Origin of the sequence: Polyangium fumosum (assembly GCF_005144585.1) — a bacterium.
Lineage (GTDB): Bacteria > Myxococcota_A > Polyangia > Polyangiales > Polyangiaceae > Polyangium > Polyangium fumosum.
Window position 1 is genome coordinate 296,287 of sequence record NZ_SSMQ01000002.1, and the last position, 14,596, is coordinate 310,882.

At 68.5% G+C, this 14,596-nt stretch carries 16 protein-coding genes; 4 read left to right on the plus strand and 12 right to left on the minus strand.

Annotated features, from left to right (window positions below):
- Positions 1-5: 5 nt before the first annotated feature.
- Positions 6-968, minus strand: coding sequence for a LysR family transcriptional regulator (locus E8A74_RS03260; RefSeq protein ID WP_136927416.1), 963 nt, complete (start codon positions 966-968; stop codon positions 6-8).
- 257 nt (positions 969-1,225) lie between these two features.
- Here E8A74_RS03260 and E8A74_RS03265 point away from each other — a divergent pair, with 257 nt between their 5' ends.
- Positions 1,226-1,888, plus strand: a complete 663-nt coding sequence (locus tag E8A74_RS03265) for a type 1 glutamine amidotransferase domain-containing protein (protein WP_136927533.1) — start codon at positions 1,226-1,228, stop codon at positions 1,886-1,888.
- Positions 1,889-1,894: 6 nt separating this feature from the next.
- Here the strand turns inward: E8A74_RS03265 and E8A74_RS03270 are convergent, their stop codons facing one another.
- The 3 genes from E8A74_RS03270 to E8A74_RS03280 all read right to left on the minus strand — a co-directional run bounded on the left by E8A74_RS03270 (position 1,895) and on the right by E8A74_RS03280 (position 3,526).
- Positions 1,895-2,509, minus strand: coding sequence for a hypothetical protein (locus E8A74_RS03270; protein WP_136927417.1), 615 nt, complete (start codon positions 2,507-2,509; stop codon positions 1,895-1,897).
- Between the two features lie 13 nt (positions 2,510-2,522).
- Positions 2,523-2,957 (minus strand): STAS/SEC14 domain-containing protein, encoded by a 435-nt coding sequence (locus E8A74_RS03275; RefSeq protein WP_136927418.1) that lies wholly within the window; start codon positions 2,955-2,957, stop codon positions 2,523-2,525.
- A 122-nt stretch (positions 2,958-3,079) separates the two neighbouring features.
- On the minus strand, positions 3,080-3,526 hold the full coding sequence (locus E8A74_RS03280) for a hypothetical protein (protein ID WP_136927419.1): 447 nt from the start codon (positions 3,524-3,526) through the stop codon (positions 3,080-3,082).
- A 177-nt stretch (positions 3,527-3,703) separates the two neighbouring features.
- On the opposite strand from E8A74_RS03280, the gene E8A74_RS03285 reads away from it, so the two are divergent.
- A complete protein-coding gene (locus E8A74_RS03285; RefSeq protein ID WP_136927420.1) occupies positions 3,704-3,937 on the plus strand; it encodes a hypothetical protein in 234 nt (77 codons plus the stop codon).
- A 347-nt stretch (positions 3,938-4,284) separates the two neighbouring features.
- Positions 4,285-5,229: a hypothetical protein gene (locus E8A74_RS03290; protein WP_136927421.1), complete on the plus strand. Its 945-nt coding sequence runs from the start codon at positions 4,285-4,287 to the stop codon at positions 5,227-5,229.
- A gap of 152 nt (positions 5,230-5,381) precedes the next feature.
- Here the strand turns inward: E8A74_RS03290 and E8A74_RS03295 are convergent, their stop codons facing one another.
- From E8A74_RS03295 to E8A74_RS03320, 6 genes are all read right to left on the minus strand, one after another.
- Entirely contained in the window at positions 5,382-5,981 is a 600-nt protein-coding gene (locus E8A74_RS03295) for an SRPBCC family protein (RefSeq protein ID WP_136927422.1), read from the minus strand.
- Positions 5,982-6,119: 138 nt separating this feature from the next.
- Positions 6,120-7,013 carry a ferrochelatase gene (gene hemH, locus E8A74_RS03300; protein ID WP_136927423.1) on the minus strand — a complete coding sequence of 298 codons (894 nt, stop codon included), beginning with the start codon at positions 7,011-7,013 and terminating at the stop codon, positions 6,120-6,122.
- Between the two features lie 54 nt (positions 7,014-7,067).
- Entirely contained in the window at positions 7,068-8,633 is a 1,566-nt protein-coding gene (locus E8A74_RS03305) for a DUF2330 domain-containing protein (protein ID WP_136927424.1), read from the minus strand.
- Positions 8,634-8,691: 58 nt separating this feature from the next.
- Positions 8,692-10,611 (minus strand): sulfate adenylyltransferase subunit CysN, encoded by a 1,920-nt coding sequence (cysN, locus tag E8A74_RS03310; RefSeq protein ID WP_136927425.1) that lies wholly within the window; start codon positions 10,609-10,611, stop codon positions 8,692-8,694.
- Position 10,612: 1 nt separating this feature from the next.
- Positions 10,613-11,524 (minus strand): sulfate adenylyltransferase subunit CysD, encoded by a 912-nt coding sequence (cysD, locus tag E8A74_RS03315; protein ID WP_136927534.1) that lies wholly within the window; start codon positions 11,522-11,524, stop codon positions 10,613-10,615.
- A gap of 100 nt (positions 11,525-11,624) precedes the next feature.
- Positions 11,625-12,743 (minus strand): hypothetical protein, encoded by a 1,119-nt coding sequence (locus E8A74_RS03320; RefSeq protein ID WP_136927426.1) that lies wholly within the window; start codon positions 12,741-12,743, stop codon positions 11,625-11,627.
- Between the two features lie 296 nt (positions 12,744-13,039).
- Here E8A74_RS03320 and E8A74_RS03325 point away from each other — a divergent pair, with 296 nt between their 5' ends.
- Positions 13,040-13,522 (plus strand): Coa1/Tim21 domain-containing protein, encoded by a 483-nt coding sequence (locus E8A74_RS03325; RefSeq protein WP_170228816.1) that lies wholly within the window; start codon positions 13,040-13,042, stop codon positions 13,520-13,522.
- Between the two features lie 9 nt (positions 13,523-13,531).
- On the opposite strand, the gene E8A74_RS03330 is transcribed toward E8A74_RS03325, so the two are convergent.
- Both E8A74_RS03330 and E8A74_RS03335 read right to left on the minus strand, forming a co-directional pair.
- Positions 13,532-13,924, minus strand: coding sequence for a DUF4150 domain-containing protein (locus E8A74_RS03330; RefSeq protein WP_136927428.1), 393 nt, complete (start codon positions 13,922-13,924; stop codon positions 13,532-13,534).
- A gap of 4 nt (positions 13,925-13,928) precedes the next feature.
- Entirely contained in the window at positions 13,929-14,591 is a 663-nt protein-coding gene (locus tag E8A74_RS03335; RefSeq protein ID WP_136965372.1) for a DUF3540 domain-containing protein, read from the minus strand.
- Positions 14,592-14,596 lie beyond the last annotated feature (5 nt).

Below are 14,596 nucleotides of genomic sequence, written 5' to 3' on the forward strand. Positions count from 1 at the left end.
CCCCCTCACGGACGCTTCCGCGCGGACGGCTCCGTCGACACGAGCGCCCCCGGGCTCCCGCGCCCCTCGCGCGCCGTCGCCACGATGTAATCGATGAGCGCGCGCGCGGGGCGCGAGGGCTCCACGCTCTTCGGGTAGAGCAGCGAAAACGGGCGGCTTTTGCCGCGAAACGAACCCAGCACCTCGACGAGCGCGCCGCGCGCCACGTCGTCCTCCACCAGAAAGTCGTACACTTGCACCAGCCCCACCCCGGCGCGCGCGAGCGTGATGATGCCGAGCACGTCGTCCGAACATCGATAAGGCGCCTCCGGCTCGAACCTCTCCGGCGCGGGCACGAAGGTCCACGGGAGCACGCGGCCCGAGCGCGGCATGACGAACGCCACGCAGGTATGCTCGTCGAGCTCGCCGGGCGTGCGCGGCGCGCCATGGCGGGCGAGATACGAGGGGCTCGCATACACGCCCAGCGCAAAATCGCCGAGCTTGCGCGCGACGAGGGTCTTGTCGTCGATCGTGCCCATCCGGATGGCGAGATCGAAGCCGTCACGCACGAAGTCGACGTTCTGGTTGGAGACGTTCACCTCGACGCCGATGCCGGGATACCGCTCGCGAAATGTGCCGAGGGAGGGCAGCAGGCGGTGATGGCCGTACGTGGTGGGCACGCTGATGCGCACGCGTCCCTCCACGGCCTTTTTTCCGCTGGCGAGCTCGCGTTCGCCCGTGGAGAGGAGCGAGAGGGCCTGCACGCAGAGGTCATAATAACGGCGCGCCGCGTCGGTCGGCGCGAGGCTGCGGGTGGTCCTGCGGAACAACGTGACGCCGAGGGCGCGCTCCAGCCGGGCGACGCTCCGGCTCGTGGCCTGCGGGGTGACGGAGAGGGCACGCGCGGCCTTGGTGAAGCTGCCGGTCTCGTACGTGCGGCAAAAGGCTTCGAGGTTGGGGAGCGTGCCCGCGAGGCTCGGCGCCGTCATCGTTCAACACGATAGTACAAATGCTTCGACGCGGGGTCGTCTACCGAACGCCCACGGGGGCGATTATCAAGAGGGGCATGTCGAACCCCGAAACGGAGCGGCCGGTCGCCGGTCGCGCCCGGCCCGTGTGGCTGCTCGCCGCGGCCCTGCTCGCGGCGTGCGGCGGACCGGCCACGTCCTCCGCGACCGCGAAGGACGTCGTTCCCGACAAACCGGAACCCAAGGAGGACACCGTGACGAAGCCTGTTTTGCTCGCGATGACCAGCCACGACAAGAAGGGCGACACCGGCGAGAGCACCGGCGCCTACCTGCCCGAAATCGCGCATCCGTACGTGGTGTTCACCCGGGCGGGCCTCGTCGTCGAGTTCGCCTCGGTGCGCGGCGGGCGTGTCCCGCTCGACGGCGTCGACCGCGCCGACGCGGTGAACGCCGCCTTCCTCGACGATCCCGAGGCGACACGACGCTTGCACGAGAGTTTGCCGTCGAGCGCGGTGGATCCCTCGCGTTACGCCGCCATCTTTTTCGCCGGCGGGCACGGCGCCATGTGGGATCTCCCGGACGATCCGAGCTTCGTGAAGGCCACGGCGCGAATCTACGAGGCGGGCGGCGTGGTGGGTGCGGTTTGCCACGGCCCCGCGGCGCTCGTGAACGTGCGCCTCTCGGATGGCGCGTACCTCGTCGCCGGCAAGCAAGTGAATGGCTTCACGAACGAGGAGGAGCGCGCGGTGAAGCTCGAAAACGTGGTGCCCTTCCTGCTCGAAGATCGCCTCGTCGCGCGGGGCGGGCGCTTCGTCGGCGCGCCGAAATGGCAGAAGCAGGTGGTGGTGGATGGCCGCTTGGTCACGGGACAGAACCCGGCGTCCGCGGCCGGCGTCGCCGAGGCCATCGTCGCGCTCCTGCGCAAAGAAAAGACGCCCTGATCCCCCTCAAGGCCGCTTCCAGGCGAAGGCCTCCGTCGGCACGAGCGTCACGTTCGTCAGGCCGTACTTGTCCTGCAGGGCGAGCACCCGCTCGGTCGCCACGAGGCAAGCGCCGAATCCCCAGGGCACGAAGACATCCTCGCCGCTCCACGTCGGCTCGTCGATCGTCATTCCCTCGACCAGCATGACCTCGGCGCCTCCCATGCATTGCAGGCAATCGGGTTCGCCCTCGCGCACGACGCGGCTCCGCTTCGGGTCGATCTGCGTCATTCCGTATCCAGCCATCGCGAGGTGATACCGCGCATGCGGCGCGGCCGACTCCGGGTGAACCTTCCGGATCTCCACCTCCTTCAGCCCGTGCAACCCCGAGAGCTTCTCCGCGCGCCATGCTTCGAGGAAACGCTCGGAGATCAGCAAATCGAGGCCCGACGCGAACGCCACGTCCCCGAGCGCCTCGCCGCGCGCCCAAAGCTCGGCGCGGAGCGGCGGGATCCATTCCTTTTCCGTGAGCGCACGCCCGCAGGCCGGGCACGTGAGCCCCTCTTTGAACGAGGGTTCGAGCGGCACGAAGGCCGTCTCGTGGCTCGACCCGACGCCGATCTGCAAAACGAAAAACCTCATGGCCCCTTGCCTCTCATGACGAGCTTCCCCCGCCTCGCCGCTCCGCCTCGACGTATGCCCGCGCCTCGGCCTCGGTGGGGAAAAAAGAAAGCGGCCTCATTTGCCGGCTCGGACGCAGGAGCGGGATCGCCTTCATCACGAGGTTCGCCACGAGCCGCTGGTGAAAGCTGCCCCCGAACACGACCGTGGCCCGGAGCCAACGTGTGGCGTCGAGCGCCAGGGGGAACTTGCGGGCGTCCGGGGTCACCTGCCCGAGACCCGAGATATCCGAGAGCCAGAAGATCGGCCGCCCTGCTTTGCCGGAGAATGTTTCGATCCGTTCGAACATGGCCTGCGTATCGGAGAGGCTGACGTCGCCCACGACACGAATGACGAAGAGGTCCGGCGCCTCGAATCGATACCGATGCGCCCCGAGCGGCGTCCAATCCTCCGACGACTCTTCCTTCACCGCGCCTCCATACCTCGACGTACCCTCCCCCATACCTGGAAACCCTCGCCCCCTCGGGAAACATACCGACTTGCGCGACGACCGGCCAGCAAAGCAGGAATGCGGCCGCCGCAAGAACGCCCCTACGACGCGCCGTTCTGAGAACGCCGCTGCGCCTCGACGATCGCCCTCGCTTCCGCCTCCGTGGCGCAGAAGACGACCCTGTCCGTCCTCCGCTCCGGCCTGAGGACACGCAGGGCCTTCGTCACCATGGTCGCGAGGAGCCGCTGATGAAAGCTGCCCCCGTAGATGACGACCCCACGCAGGAACGGCTTGAGGTCCCGATCGAGGGCGAGCTTGCCGACCTCCTCACGCAGCTTCCCGAGCCTCGAAATGTCCGCCATCCAGTAAAGCTGCCTCCCCGTGCGCGTGGCGAGCTCCTCGACGAGCTCGAACATACGCGCCACATCAACGTCGGAGACGTCGCCCTGAACACGGCTGACGAAGAGGTCCGGCGCCTCGAAGCGAAACCCGTGCGGACGCCCCGCCCGGAGCGGCCACCAATCCTCCCGAACCTCCGGCTTGACCATGCCTCGACGCACCTTCCGCGTACCGTGAGACCTCGTCCGCGCGAGGGAAGATACCGACTTGCAGCGTACGCGGGCTAGCAAAGTGGAAACTCGGGTGCCCACCCGCCGGAACGCCTGCCCGTGGCTTCGCGCGGTCGTGGTATGAGGGGGGCGAACGCACCCAACGAGGAGATCATCATGCGACGCGCCCTCCAAACCATCGTTCTCACGTCCTTCCTTGGCCTCGTCCTCGCTGCCTGCGGCGGCTACTCGCAGGAGGAGGCGCAGACCAAGTGCGACCTCGAACGCACCGCCAAGGCCGCCTGCATGAACGACGCGGCCTACCAGCAGTGCATGAGCTGCTTCGAGGAGTGCGGCGACACCTGTGCCATCGCCGAGTCCTGCCCGCTCCAGTACATCTGCTCCGAGTAACTCTCCCCACCCGTCCGCCCCTCGGACCCGCGCTGTGGTTTGGAGCACGAAACCCACGCGCGTCGAAAAAAGAACGGCCTCGTCGCTTTCGTTCGGACGAATGGCCTTCTCGACACATGCATCCAGGAAAGCAGGGGAGGTCTGATCGGCGCACGCCGGCCCGGCCTCCCTTAGGAGCAAGCCCCCAGGAGGGCGGATCCGTCCTACCGCCCTGGTCACGATCCACTCGCCGCTGTGCACCTGGCCAAACCAAAAAGTGCATACGCCGAACAGAGTCTCGTTGCCTCGGCCTTTGGGACAGTGAAACCTTCTTGAGGTTTGCCCCGTCCAACGCGCTGTACGACGCCATGACCTTCGACCCCTTCCCCCACGACGAGCCGCCCGACACCCGCCACGACGCACCCACGAAGCGCGCGATGGAAGGGCTCTTCGCCGACGAAGTCGCGTCGAGCGACGGCCCCGCGACCCGCGCCATGAGCCCGGACGAACGGGAGACGGCGCTGCTCGGACACGAAGGAGATCGATACGGAGGCGACGCGGAGGCCTGGGACGACGACGAACCCGCCGAGCCGGTCCTCCCCGCGGCGTTCGCCGACTCCGACGATGACGACGCGGCGCTCACTGCCCTCGCCGGATTGTCAATACGGTCTGATCGGAAGACGTTACCCTCGGCACGCTTTACCCACCTCGGCGAGCCCCGGGCTCCGGGCCCATTTGCCGACCTCGGCTGGGAAACCTCGATGTGCGCGGACGAACCCGCGACCTCCTGGGACGAAACCCCGATCCCGGCCTCCGAGGAGCCGCCTGCCTCCTCGCCTTCCATCTGGGGACGTGTGCAGCAATTCGTCGCGCGCCTCGCGATGAAGCGTACGCCGCCGAACCCGGCGGCCTCGCACGCGCGGAGCACGGCGCGCGCGCTCGCGGACCTCGTATGGACGATGGAGGACACGGACCTCGAGGTGCTCGCATCGCACATCGAGCGCGTGGTCTCGTTGCGCCAGCTCGGCCCCGAGGCCTACGCCGAAGCGAGGATCCTCGACGCCCTCGGCACGCTGGAGTCGGAGGACCGCGCCGCGGGCGGCATTCCGCTTTCGGCGCTGCGAGCGCACATGCCGGAGGTCTCACGCAGTGCGCTCGACACGGCGCTCTTGCGCCTGGAAGAACGCCGCTTCCTCGCGCTCGCCCCCGCGGAGGACGTACCGGAGCGTGATGCGCTGCGCGATCCGAAGCGCGGGCTCCTCGGTCGATGCGCGCTCCTCGCGTCATCCACGTTGGGGGGCTCGCGCAGCTAACGCTGCGCTCTGCCCCCCAAACCCCCCGCGTTGGGGGGCTCGTGCAACAAACGCCGCGCTCTGCCCCCCAAACCCCCCGCGTTGGGGGGCTCGTGCAACAAACGCCGCGCTCTGCCCCCCAAACCCCCCGGGTGCCTACCGTACCCCGCCGATCACTTCAGCTTGGCCGCTTCGTCCCCGACGCGTTCGAACAGCTCCGGGATCGCCTTCTTCTGTGCGGCTTCGCGGATCCAGCCGGGAAGGGCGGTGTTCGGCTCGGCGTGCACCGTGTACACGAGGAGGCTCTTCTTGCCCCCGTCGTGGGGCTTCACCTCCCAGCTCCCCTCGTTGAACTTGTAGTCGCCGCGCAGGAGCTTCCAGCGCCGCGACATCCCCTTGTCGCTCACCTCGTGCACGGCCTCGGTCACGGCCGTCAGGTTCGAGAGCGGGAAGGGCATCGCGATCGTCACCTCGCAGGTGTGCTTGTTCCCGTCCTGCTTGACGAGCTTCGACGCCTCGATGCGCGGCATGCGCTTCTTGTAACTCGCGCACTCCGAGACCACCTGCCACACCTTCTCGGGCGGCTGATCGATCACGGCCTTCGCCACGACCTTCGGCGTGTCGCTGCCTTTCACCTCGACCATACGGATGTCGGGCGGCGCCGAACCTCCGGCGGCGGCTTCGGGTCCGAGCAAGGTCATGCCGACAAGGGCGGCGCCTCCGAGAAGCGCGAGGGCGCGACGCGCGAAGAGGGACGTTCGTTCGCGTTCCATCTGTGCGGGCCTCCGATCGTGACAGATCGAGAACTACCAGCGGAGCCGCATCCAGGACAAGCCCTTGCAGCACGGAAGCACGCAAAGTTCCCGACCGTTCGTCATGTACGTTTTCCGGCGGGCTGTCGCCGCCAAACCCTACCGGTCGAGCTCCCGCCGCACGACGGCCTCGATCGCGTCGACGAAACGCGGCCGGTCGCACACCGCCTTGGCCCGGTAGAACCGCCCGAGCCCCGCCTTCGCGGCGATCTTCGGCGCCTCGATGTCGAGGTCGTAGAGCGTCTCCACGTGCTCGGCGAGAAACCCGATCGGCGCGACGAGCACCGAGGTCGCGCCTTGGGCCGCGAGATCGGCGAACGTCTCGGCGAGGTCCGGCCCGAGCCACGGCTCGGCGCTCGCGCCCTGGCTCTGGAACGCGATACGCGCGGAAAAACCCCGCGCTTCGAGCCGCGCCGCCACGGCGGCGGCCATTTCGCGGAACTGTGCTTCGTACTTGTCCCCCATGGCGATCACCCGGCGCGGCAGGCTGTGCGCCGAAAGGACGATCGGCACCGCCGTCCGCTCTGCCTCGGGCACGGCAGCGAGCGCCTCGTCGATCGTCTCGACGAACGCGTCGATCAGCGCGGGCTCCATGCCCCAGGCCGGCACCGCGCGGATGGAGAGCTCCGGGTGGCTCGCGGCGGCCTCGCGAACGGGCCCGTGATACACGTCGACCGATTGCGGCGCGAGCGGGAGCGACACGATCGTCCGCACGCCCTTCGCGACGAGCCCGGGCAGGACCTCGCTCGGATACGGGTGCCAGAGCCGGCCCGAGACGACCACCGGAATGCCGATCCGCGCTTCGAGCGCGCGCGCCTGCGCCTCGGTGATGACCATGAGCGGCGAGCCGCCGATCACCTCGAACCGGTGCGTGACCTCCGCGAGGAGCTCGGGCGGCGTCGGGCGGCCTCGGCGGATGTTGTTCAGGAACGCGGGGATGTCGGCGGTGCGGGAGACGGTGCCGTGGCAGGAGACGAGGACGGCGGTCGACATGGGGCGTGTGTATAAGGCGAACGAGGTCCGCTGGCGAGCGGCCGGAGCGCGTGTCTACGACCGGCCCGCCCGCCTGCGCCTGAACAGGCCTCCGACCACCGCCAAAAACCCGAGGGCCATGCCGGCCGAGCCCGTGCCGGCCCCGGCCGCCTCGCAGCCGCATCCGCCGTTTTCCTCGAGCGCACTGCATTGGCAAGCCGCGTATCCGGTCCCGTTCTGATTGCAGGCCTGCGCCCCTGGAGATCCACCCGGACACGCGCATTCGACCTGCTCGCCCGGAATACACACCCCGGGGCTTGCCCCGCTGCCCCCCATGCCGCCGCTCCCCCCGTTTCCGCTCGGCATTCCTCCCGTGCCGCCGCTGCTGCTCCCCATGCCGCCCATGCCGCCCATACCGCCCAGGCCGCCCATACCGCCCATACCGCCCATACCGCCCATACCGCCCATACCGCCGGTCCCACAGGGCTCAGGGCATGCCGGCGGGGTCCCCTCGGTCGCGCCGTCCTTCACCACGATCGTGCTCGGCACGGCAGTTTGATTCGCCGATGCTCCCACGGTGAGGTCCGTCATCAGGCCGTCGGGCGCAAGGTTTCCTTCGAATCGCGTCACCCAGGTCGCGTTTGGGTCGAACCCCCCGAAAATCGCGTCCAGGTCAGCCGCGCAGCCGCTCGAAGCCTCGGCCACGTCCTGCCCCCAGCCGCTCGCCGCGGGTTGCGAGGTGGCCAAGGCGAGCATGTCGCTCTTGAACGTGTTCACCGGGAAAGGCGCGGCATACTCGGCGACCCACCCCTTCCCACCGACGACGTTGAAAGCATCCTGTCGCAGCGACGCGTAGTTGCTCGTCCCCGTGTCCCAGTTCCAAAGGAGATTGTCCAGAGAAACGGTCACCGAGGGCATGTTCTGGGTATCGGCGCGTGCGCTGGCGACGACGTAGAGCCGCGTCGGCAGGGCCATCGGCGCACCGGCCCGCGAGAAGCGCATCGGCAACGTGGGAACCGAGCCTTGCAGCGTGACGCGAATCGGGCGCGTCACCGTCACGCCCACGGGCGGGACGACCTTCAGCGCGAAGAAGCCATATCCCTGCACGGTCGCGAGGGAATCGATGAGCGTCGACGTCCCGGCATCCACGGCGAACCCGTTTGTCGCAAGCCAATCTTTGAGGGCTTGCGGGTCGCCGGGTTGCAGGAAGGCGGTGTTGTAGGGCCCGACCGTCTCCCGCGCGGGAACGACCTCCGCGGGCATTCCACCGCCCCCGCCCCCTGCGCCGCCCATGCCCCCCGTCCCGCAGTCCGAGGGTGGACAAACGAGCGGCGGCGGCGCAATCACGGTCTCCGTGACCACGTCGAGATTGTTGAAAAGCGCGTCGGAGGAGAGATCGATCGTGGCCGACGCCGGCACCGGCAAGACCCACGCGAACGACTCCGGGACGGGCGCGAACTCGACCTGATCGACGACCGTCGTCTTCTGCGCGGAAGACACGAGCAGCGTGCGGTGCCGAGTGACCTTCGAGGACCCGAGCGCCGACACGAAATACCCACTCGTCGCCGTCGCAGCGGGGGCATGCCCGGCGGCCAGCGCAAAGAGAGAGGCGGAAAGGATGTAGACGGGGGCACGACGCATGACGCCATCGGAACACACTCCCGAGGCCTGTCAACGCCGACGACGTGGTGCCACGCACCTACACGATGCGCCCCCGCCGTTCGAGCTCCCGCACGATTCGCTCGGCGCATTCGGCCACGCTCAACTCATGGCTCGGCAGCACGAGGTCCGCGTCCTCGGGCGGCTCGTACCGGAAATCGAGCCCCGGCACGTTCGACACGTTGCCCGCCGCGGCATCCCGATAAATCCCGCTCCGATCGACCTCGCGGCACCATTCGAGCGGCGCAGCGAGGTGCACCAGGAAAAACCGCTCCGGGCCCACGAGCTCGCGCGCGCGCTGCCGAACCGCGTCCTCCGGCGCGACCAACGACGCCACGCAAAGCAGACCCGCGTCGTTCAGGAGCTTCGCGACCTCCATCGAGCGGCGCAGGTTCTCCGAGCGGTCCGACGCGGAGAAGCCGAGGTCCCGGTTCATCCCGTGCCGCATCGATTGCCCGTCGATCGCCACCACCGCGCGGCCGAGATCAAAAAGCCTGCGCTCGACCTCCCGCGCCACGCTGGTTTTTCCGGACCCCGCGAGCCCCGTGATCAGGATCGTCGTGGGCCGCTGCCCATACCGTTTTTCCCGCTCCTCGCCCGTGACCGCGCTCTCCGCCCGCGTGAGCCTGCCTTGCGCCGGATCGTCCCAGCGCCCTTCCCCGCTCTCGACGATCATCCCCGCGCCGACGGTTCCATTCGTCACGCGGTCGATCACGATGAACGCGCCCGTCGCCCGGTTCTTCGTGTACGCGTCGAACAAAAGCGGCCGGCTCGTGCGTAGCTCCACGCGCCCAATCTCGTTCAGCGCGAGCGCCGGCGCGTCGCTCTTCTCCAGCGTGTTCACGTCCACGCGGTGCACGATCCGCGTCACGCTGCCCGGCGTGCGCAAAGGCCCGTGCTTGATCCAGTATTCGCGCCCCGGCACCATCGGCCGCTCGTCCATCCATACGAGCATCGCGAGCACGCGCGTCGAAATCTCGGGCCGGTTGTCCGCGTGGCACAAGACATCCCCGCGGCTCGCGTCGATCTCGCCTTCGAGCGTCAACGTCACCGACATCGGCGCCGCGGCCTCCGCGAGATCCCCCTCCCACGTCACGATCCGCGCGACCTTGCTCGTGCGCCCGGACGGCAGCGACACCACCTCGTCGCCGACCCGCACCGATCCCGACGCGATCGTCCCGGCAAACCCCCGGAACGCCTGGCTCGGCCGGTTCACGTATTGCACGGGGAACCGCAGATCCACCGTGTTCGACGCCTCGTCGAGCGGCACCGTGTCCAGCAATTCGAGCAGCGGCTCGCCCTCGAACCACGGCATGGCCGCGCTCTTCTCGACCACGTTGTCGCCCGCGAGCGCGCTCATCGGGAGGAACCAATGGTGCCGGTCCGGCAAGAGCGCCGCGAAATCGAGGTAGGCGCGCCGGATCTCCTCGAAGACCTCCCGCGAATACCCGACGAGGTCCATCTTGTTCACGGCCACCACGACCTTGCGAATCCCGAGCAGGCTCGTGAGGAACGCGTGCCGCTTCGTCTGCGTCGTCACGCCCTTGCGCGCGTCGATCAGGATCACCGCGAGTTCGGCCGTGCTCGCGCCCGTCGCCATGTTGCGCGTGTATTGCTCGTGGCCCGGCGTATCCGCGATGATGTACTTGCGCCGCGGCGTCGAAAAATACCGATATGCGACGTCGATCGTGATCCCCTGCTCGCGCTCGCTCTTCAGCCCGTCCACGAGCAACGCGAGGTCGAGCGCGCCGCCCTGCGTGCCGAAGACCTTGCTGTCCTTCGCGACGGCCGCGAGCTGGTCCTCGTAAATGCCCTTCGTGTCGTGCAGCAGCCTGCCGATCAGCGTGCTCTTGCCGTCGTCGACGTTCCCGCACGTGAGGAAGCGCAAGAGCTCCTTCCGCTCGTTCCGCGCGAGGTAGGCCTCGATATCGGTCTGGGCGAGGTCTTCTTCGTGGCTCATCTCAGAAGTACCCTTCGCGCTTCTTTTCTTCCATGCTCCCCGACTGATCGAAATCGATCAGCCGGCCCTGGCGCTCGCTCTGCCTCGCGAGGAGCATCTCCTGGATGATCTCGGGCAGCGTCGTCGCCTCACTCTCGATCGCGCCCGAGAGCGGATAACAGCCGAGCGTCCGGAACCGGACGTTTTTGATCATCGGCACCTCGCCCGGCCGCAACGGCAGCCGCTCGTCGTCCACCATGAGCAGCACGCCGTCGCGCTCCACCACCGGCCGCGGCGCCGCCAAATACAGCGGCACGATCGGCAGTTTTTCCTGGTGGATGTATTGCCAGACGTCGAGCTCGGTCCAGTTCGACAGCGGAAACACCCGGATGCTCTCGCCCTTGTGGACCTCCGTATTGTAGAGGTTCCAGAGCTCCGGGCGCTGGTTCTTCGGGTCCCAGCGGTGGTTCTTGTCGCGGAACGAAAACACGCGCTCCTTCGCGCGTGACTTCTCCTCGTCGCGCCGCGCACCCCCGAACGCCGCGTCGAAGCCGTATTGGTCGAGCGCGAGCTTGAGCGCCTGCGTCTTCATCACGTCGGTGTGCACCTTGCTCCCGTGCGTGATCGGACCCACGCCCGCGCGCCGCCCCTCCTCGTTCGTGTAGACGAGCAGATCCACGCCGAGCTCGCCCTTCACGTAGCCGTCGCGATAGGCATACATGTCCCGGAACTTCCACGTCGTGTCCACGTGGAGCAGCGGGAACGGGAGCTTCGCGGGGTGGAACGCCTTCCGCGCGAGGTGCAGGAGGACCGTGCTGTCCTTCCCGATCGAGTAGAGCATCACGGGTCGCTCGAAGCACGCGACGACCTCGCGAAGAATGTGGATGCTCTCGGCCTCGAGCATCTTGAGGTGCGTGAGCTTTCCCTGGGCCATGCTGGTCTCGACGCGCTGGGTCAACGCCCGAGCGTCGGAGCAGAACATCGCGCGAACGTGGCGTCTGTCAAGGGCGTCGCGCCCTGCGCGGCGAGCCCGCTCACGCCGCGATCGAACACAATCGATCGCGGAGCGCGGCAAACGAAGGCGCGTGGTGCCCGACGAGGGACACGGCCACGTTCGCCGCGCGCTCCCGCGTGCCGCGGGGCGCGTCGCTCGCGACGACCCGCAGCGCGAGCTCGGCTTCGAGCGGCACGTCGCCAACGAGGCCCGCGAGTTCGAACGCGCGCACGGCAAACGCGGCGGGGACCTGACCGAGCATCGCGAGCAGGCGCAAGGCGCGCGCCGCGAGCGCGAGATCGTCGAGCGACGCAGGAGAAGCCCGGAAGCGGTCTTCGAGGGCCTCCACGACGAACGAGGAGCGCGCCCGCGCCGCGTCGAGCTGCCCCGAAGCCGCGAGCACCTCGGCCCGCTTCTGCTCGAAGATCGGACGCGTGGGCAGAGGCTCGCGCGCGATGGCCGACGCGAGAAACACGAGCGCCTCGCCGAAGAGGCCCATCCGACCGAGCGCGGTCGCCGTCGCCTCGCGGCGGAAGGCGTCGAGCGCAGGGGAATCGTTCGCCTCGCGGACACGGGCGACGGCGAGGGCCACGTCGTACCGCGCGCCAGAGATCAAGGTCTCCAGCGCCGCTGCGATCGCCTCGGCCGCGAGCTTCGGCCCGAGCAGCGGCGCAAACGCCCGCACCTCGGCCCACCTTGCGGCCGTCACCACGAGCGGGCCCGCTTCGAGCGAGCCGCCGAGCGGCAAGGCCGCGAGCTTTTCGAATAAGAAAAGCGCCTCGTCGTCGTGGCCGAGTGAACCTTCGATTCGACCGAGTCCAAGCGCGGCGCGGAGCGCGAGGGCGAGCGCCGTGAGATCGCCATTTTGATCAAACGATGAAGCGAGCAGCGCGATCGACGCGCGGTAGAGGCGCCGCGCGTCGATCAGGCGGCCCAGGAGCGACGCCACCCGGGCGGACTCCTCGAAGCAGAGGGCGAGATCCGGGAGGCGGCTCTCTCTCGCTTCGAGGGCGCGATCGAGGCGCGCCGTGATCTCCACGCACGCGGGCTCGATCGGCCCGCGCGGCGACCTTTCGCGCGGGGCCAGGAATTCGTCGCAAAGAAAAGCGCTCGGCCCGCCGCCCGGGGCGGCTGGCCATGCAAGAGCGAGGGCGCTCATGAGGGCCGCCTTTCAAGTTTCGTCCGTGTTCAGGCATTGCCTGGCGAAATGGCCTCCGAAGAGGCGTGCGCCCCCGGAGAGGCGCTATCGGGGCAAGGTCTCCCAGCCCCGCGGGTGCTGCATTCGATTGTGGCCGAGCGCTGCGGACGTCAACGCTCGGTGGATTCGATCATTACGGGATCCACCCTGGAATGGCAACGAAATTGACCTCCTGGATGGGACGGAGAATGTCCGGTCCAGGGGCGCACGTCGAGGGCGCTTGACACCGACTCGCCTGCGCGCCTTTCATGGACGGCATGCAGCCTGTCAGCCAGCCTGCGAAGAAGCCTGCCGGCAAAGTCATGGTCACCCTGGGCGTGGTCCTTTTCTTCGCGCTCGTCCTGTCCTCGTGCGTGGGCAAGCACCTCTGGACGGTCTCGGCGCCGCCGATCACCCGGACGGTCGAGCTCCTGGAGAAGGACCCGGCCGTGGCGGCGGCGCTCGGGAGCCCGGTCTCGGTCTCGATGGCCGTGACGAAGACCCTCCGTCGCGACTTCATCCGCGCGATGCAGGGTCAGGACAACGTGACGGTGCTCGCGAAAGCATCGGGCCCGAAGGGCGAGGCCTGGTTCCGGCTCAGCGCGCAGAACCACGACGGCCAGGGCTGGGCGGGCACGTTCTCGGTGACGACGGAAGGGCGGCAGGTCCTCGAAGGCGGCTCGTACAAGGCCGAAGGCGCGGGCACCCTGATCGAGGGTGATTTCGCGCGCGACGGCACCCCGCGCGTCAAGAAGCGCTGATCCCGCGCCTCACGGCGCGAGGAGCAGCACCTTCGGCTGGCTCGGCACGATCCGCATGCCGGGGCAATTCGTCGAATTCTGCAGGGCCATGCTCGTCATGCGCGTCGCCGGCATACCACCGACGAGCACACGAAATGCGGCCGTCAAGTGCCGCGCCGGCCCCATCACCGTCCCCGACGCCACGCCCATCGCCACGCCGGCGTTGTCGCCGTTCGTCATGGGAATACACGTGGTCATGTTGTGCGAGGGCGTGCACGTGAAGAGGACCTTGTAACAGGCCGACACGGCCATCACCCCGACGGCGATGTTCGGATAAGGGACCGGCGCGGGCGCGGGCATGGGCGTGAGGCACACGTCCGGAAACCCGAGATCCATTCCCATCATCTGCGTATTCGCGAACATGGCATCACCCCAGGTGGATCTGCTCGCCGTCGACCTTCACGAGCTCCTTCGCCATCACGATCGCGTGCTCGGCGCGCATGCTCAGGGTGCGCTTGGCCGCGTGGTCGATGCTCTCGGCGCGGAGATTGTCCTGCTCGGTCACGACCCGATAGACGCGCTTCGCCTTCTGGAAGATCCGATCCGCGATCGAATCGAGCGCCTCGGCCACGACCTTCACCACGCCGACCTCGGCATGCACCGCGGAGCTGAAGACGCCGAGGCGCTCGGCGGACACCGCGGTGTCGGCCGCTTGGATCGTGGCGCGCCCAGCGATCAGGCTGATCTCCTGCTCGGTCACGATCTCCACGCCCTCGCGCGAGAGCACGCGGACCTTGCCGGAAGGCGCCTCGATCGAGGCATCCCCTTCCAGGACGATCCGCGAGCTCGCCTCGGCGTCCCGCTCGAGCACCGCGAGCACGTATGCCGCGCCGCTCTCCAGGAGCACGACGAGCACGGCGTCGCCCGCCGCCGGCGCGAGCAAACAGCTCGCGGCGCGCCGCGCGAGGAGAATGTCGTCGGCGACCTCGACCCGGATGAGCTCTCCCTCGATGGCGTGCACCGTCCCGACCTCCTGGACGGCGCGGCCTCGGGGGGATTTGGCTCGCTTTCGTTGCGGCTCGATATGCATGACAA

Excerpts from the sequence above, each read along its gene's own strand:
- E8A74_RS03260 (WP_136927416.1), bottom strand. The coding sequence starts at position 968 with ATGACGGCGCCGAGCCTCGCGGGCACGCTCCCCAACCTCGAAGCCTTT.
- E8A74_RS03265 (WP_136927533.1), top strand. The coding sequence starts at position 1,226 with ATGACCAGCCACGACAAGAAGGGCGACACCGGCGAGAGCACCGGCGCC.
- E8A74_RS03270 (WP_136927417.1), bottom strand. The coding sequence starts at position 2,509 with ATGAGGTTTTTCGTTTTGCAGATCGGCGTCGGGTCGAGCCACGAGACG.
- E8A74_RS03280 (WP_136927419.1), bottom strand. The coding sequence starts at position 3,526 with ATGGTCAAGCCGGAGGTTCGGGAGGATTGGTGGCCGCTCCGGGCGGGG.
- E8A74_RS03285 (WP_136927420.1), top strand. The coding sequence starts at position 3,704 with ATGCGACGCGCCCTCCAAACCATCGTTCTCACGTCCTTCCTTGGCCTC.
- E8A74_RS03290 (WP_136927421.1), top strand. The coding sequence starts at position 4,285 with ATGACCTTCGACCCCTTCCCCCACGACGAGCCGCCCGACACCCGCCAC.
- E8A74_RS03295 (WP_136927422.1), bottom strand. The coding sequence starts at position 5,981 with ATGGAACGCGAACGAACGTCCCTCTTCGCGCGTCGCGCCCTCGCGCTT.
- hemH (WP_136927423.1), bottom strand. The coding sequence starts at position 7,013 with ATGTCGACCGCCGTCCTCGTCTCCTGCCACGGCACCGTCTCCCGCACC.
- E8A74_RS03305 (WP_136927424.1), bottom strand. The coding sequence starts at position 8,633 with ATGCGTCGTGCCCCCGTCTACATCCTTTCCGCCTCTCTCTTTGCGCTG.
- cysN (WP_136927425.1), bottom strand. The coding sequence starts at position 10,611 with ATGAGCCACGAAGAAGACCTCGCCCAGACCGATATCGAGGCCTACCTC.
- cysD (WP_136927534.1), bottom strand. The coding sequence starts at position 11,524 with ATGGCCCAGGGAAAGCTCACGCACCTCAAGATGCTCGAGGCCGAGAGC.
- E8A74_RS03320 (WP_136927426.1), bottom strand. The coding sequence starts at position 12,743 with ATGAGCGCCCTCGCTCTTGCATGGCCAGCCGCCCCGGGCGGCGGGCCG.
- E8A74_RS03325 (WP_170228816.1), top strand. The coding sequence starts at position 13,040 with ATGCAGCCTGTCAGCCAGCCTGCGAAGAAGCCTGCCGGCAAAGTCATG.
- E8A74_RS03330 (WP_136927428.1), bottom strand. The coding sequence starts at position 13,924 with ATGTTCGCGAATACGCAGATGATGGGAATGGATCTCGGGTTTCCGGAC.
- E8A74_RS03335 (WP_136965372.1), bottom strand. The coding sequence starts at position 14,591 with ATGCATATCGAGCCGCAACGAAAGCGAGCCAAATCCCCCCGAGGCCGC.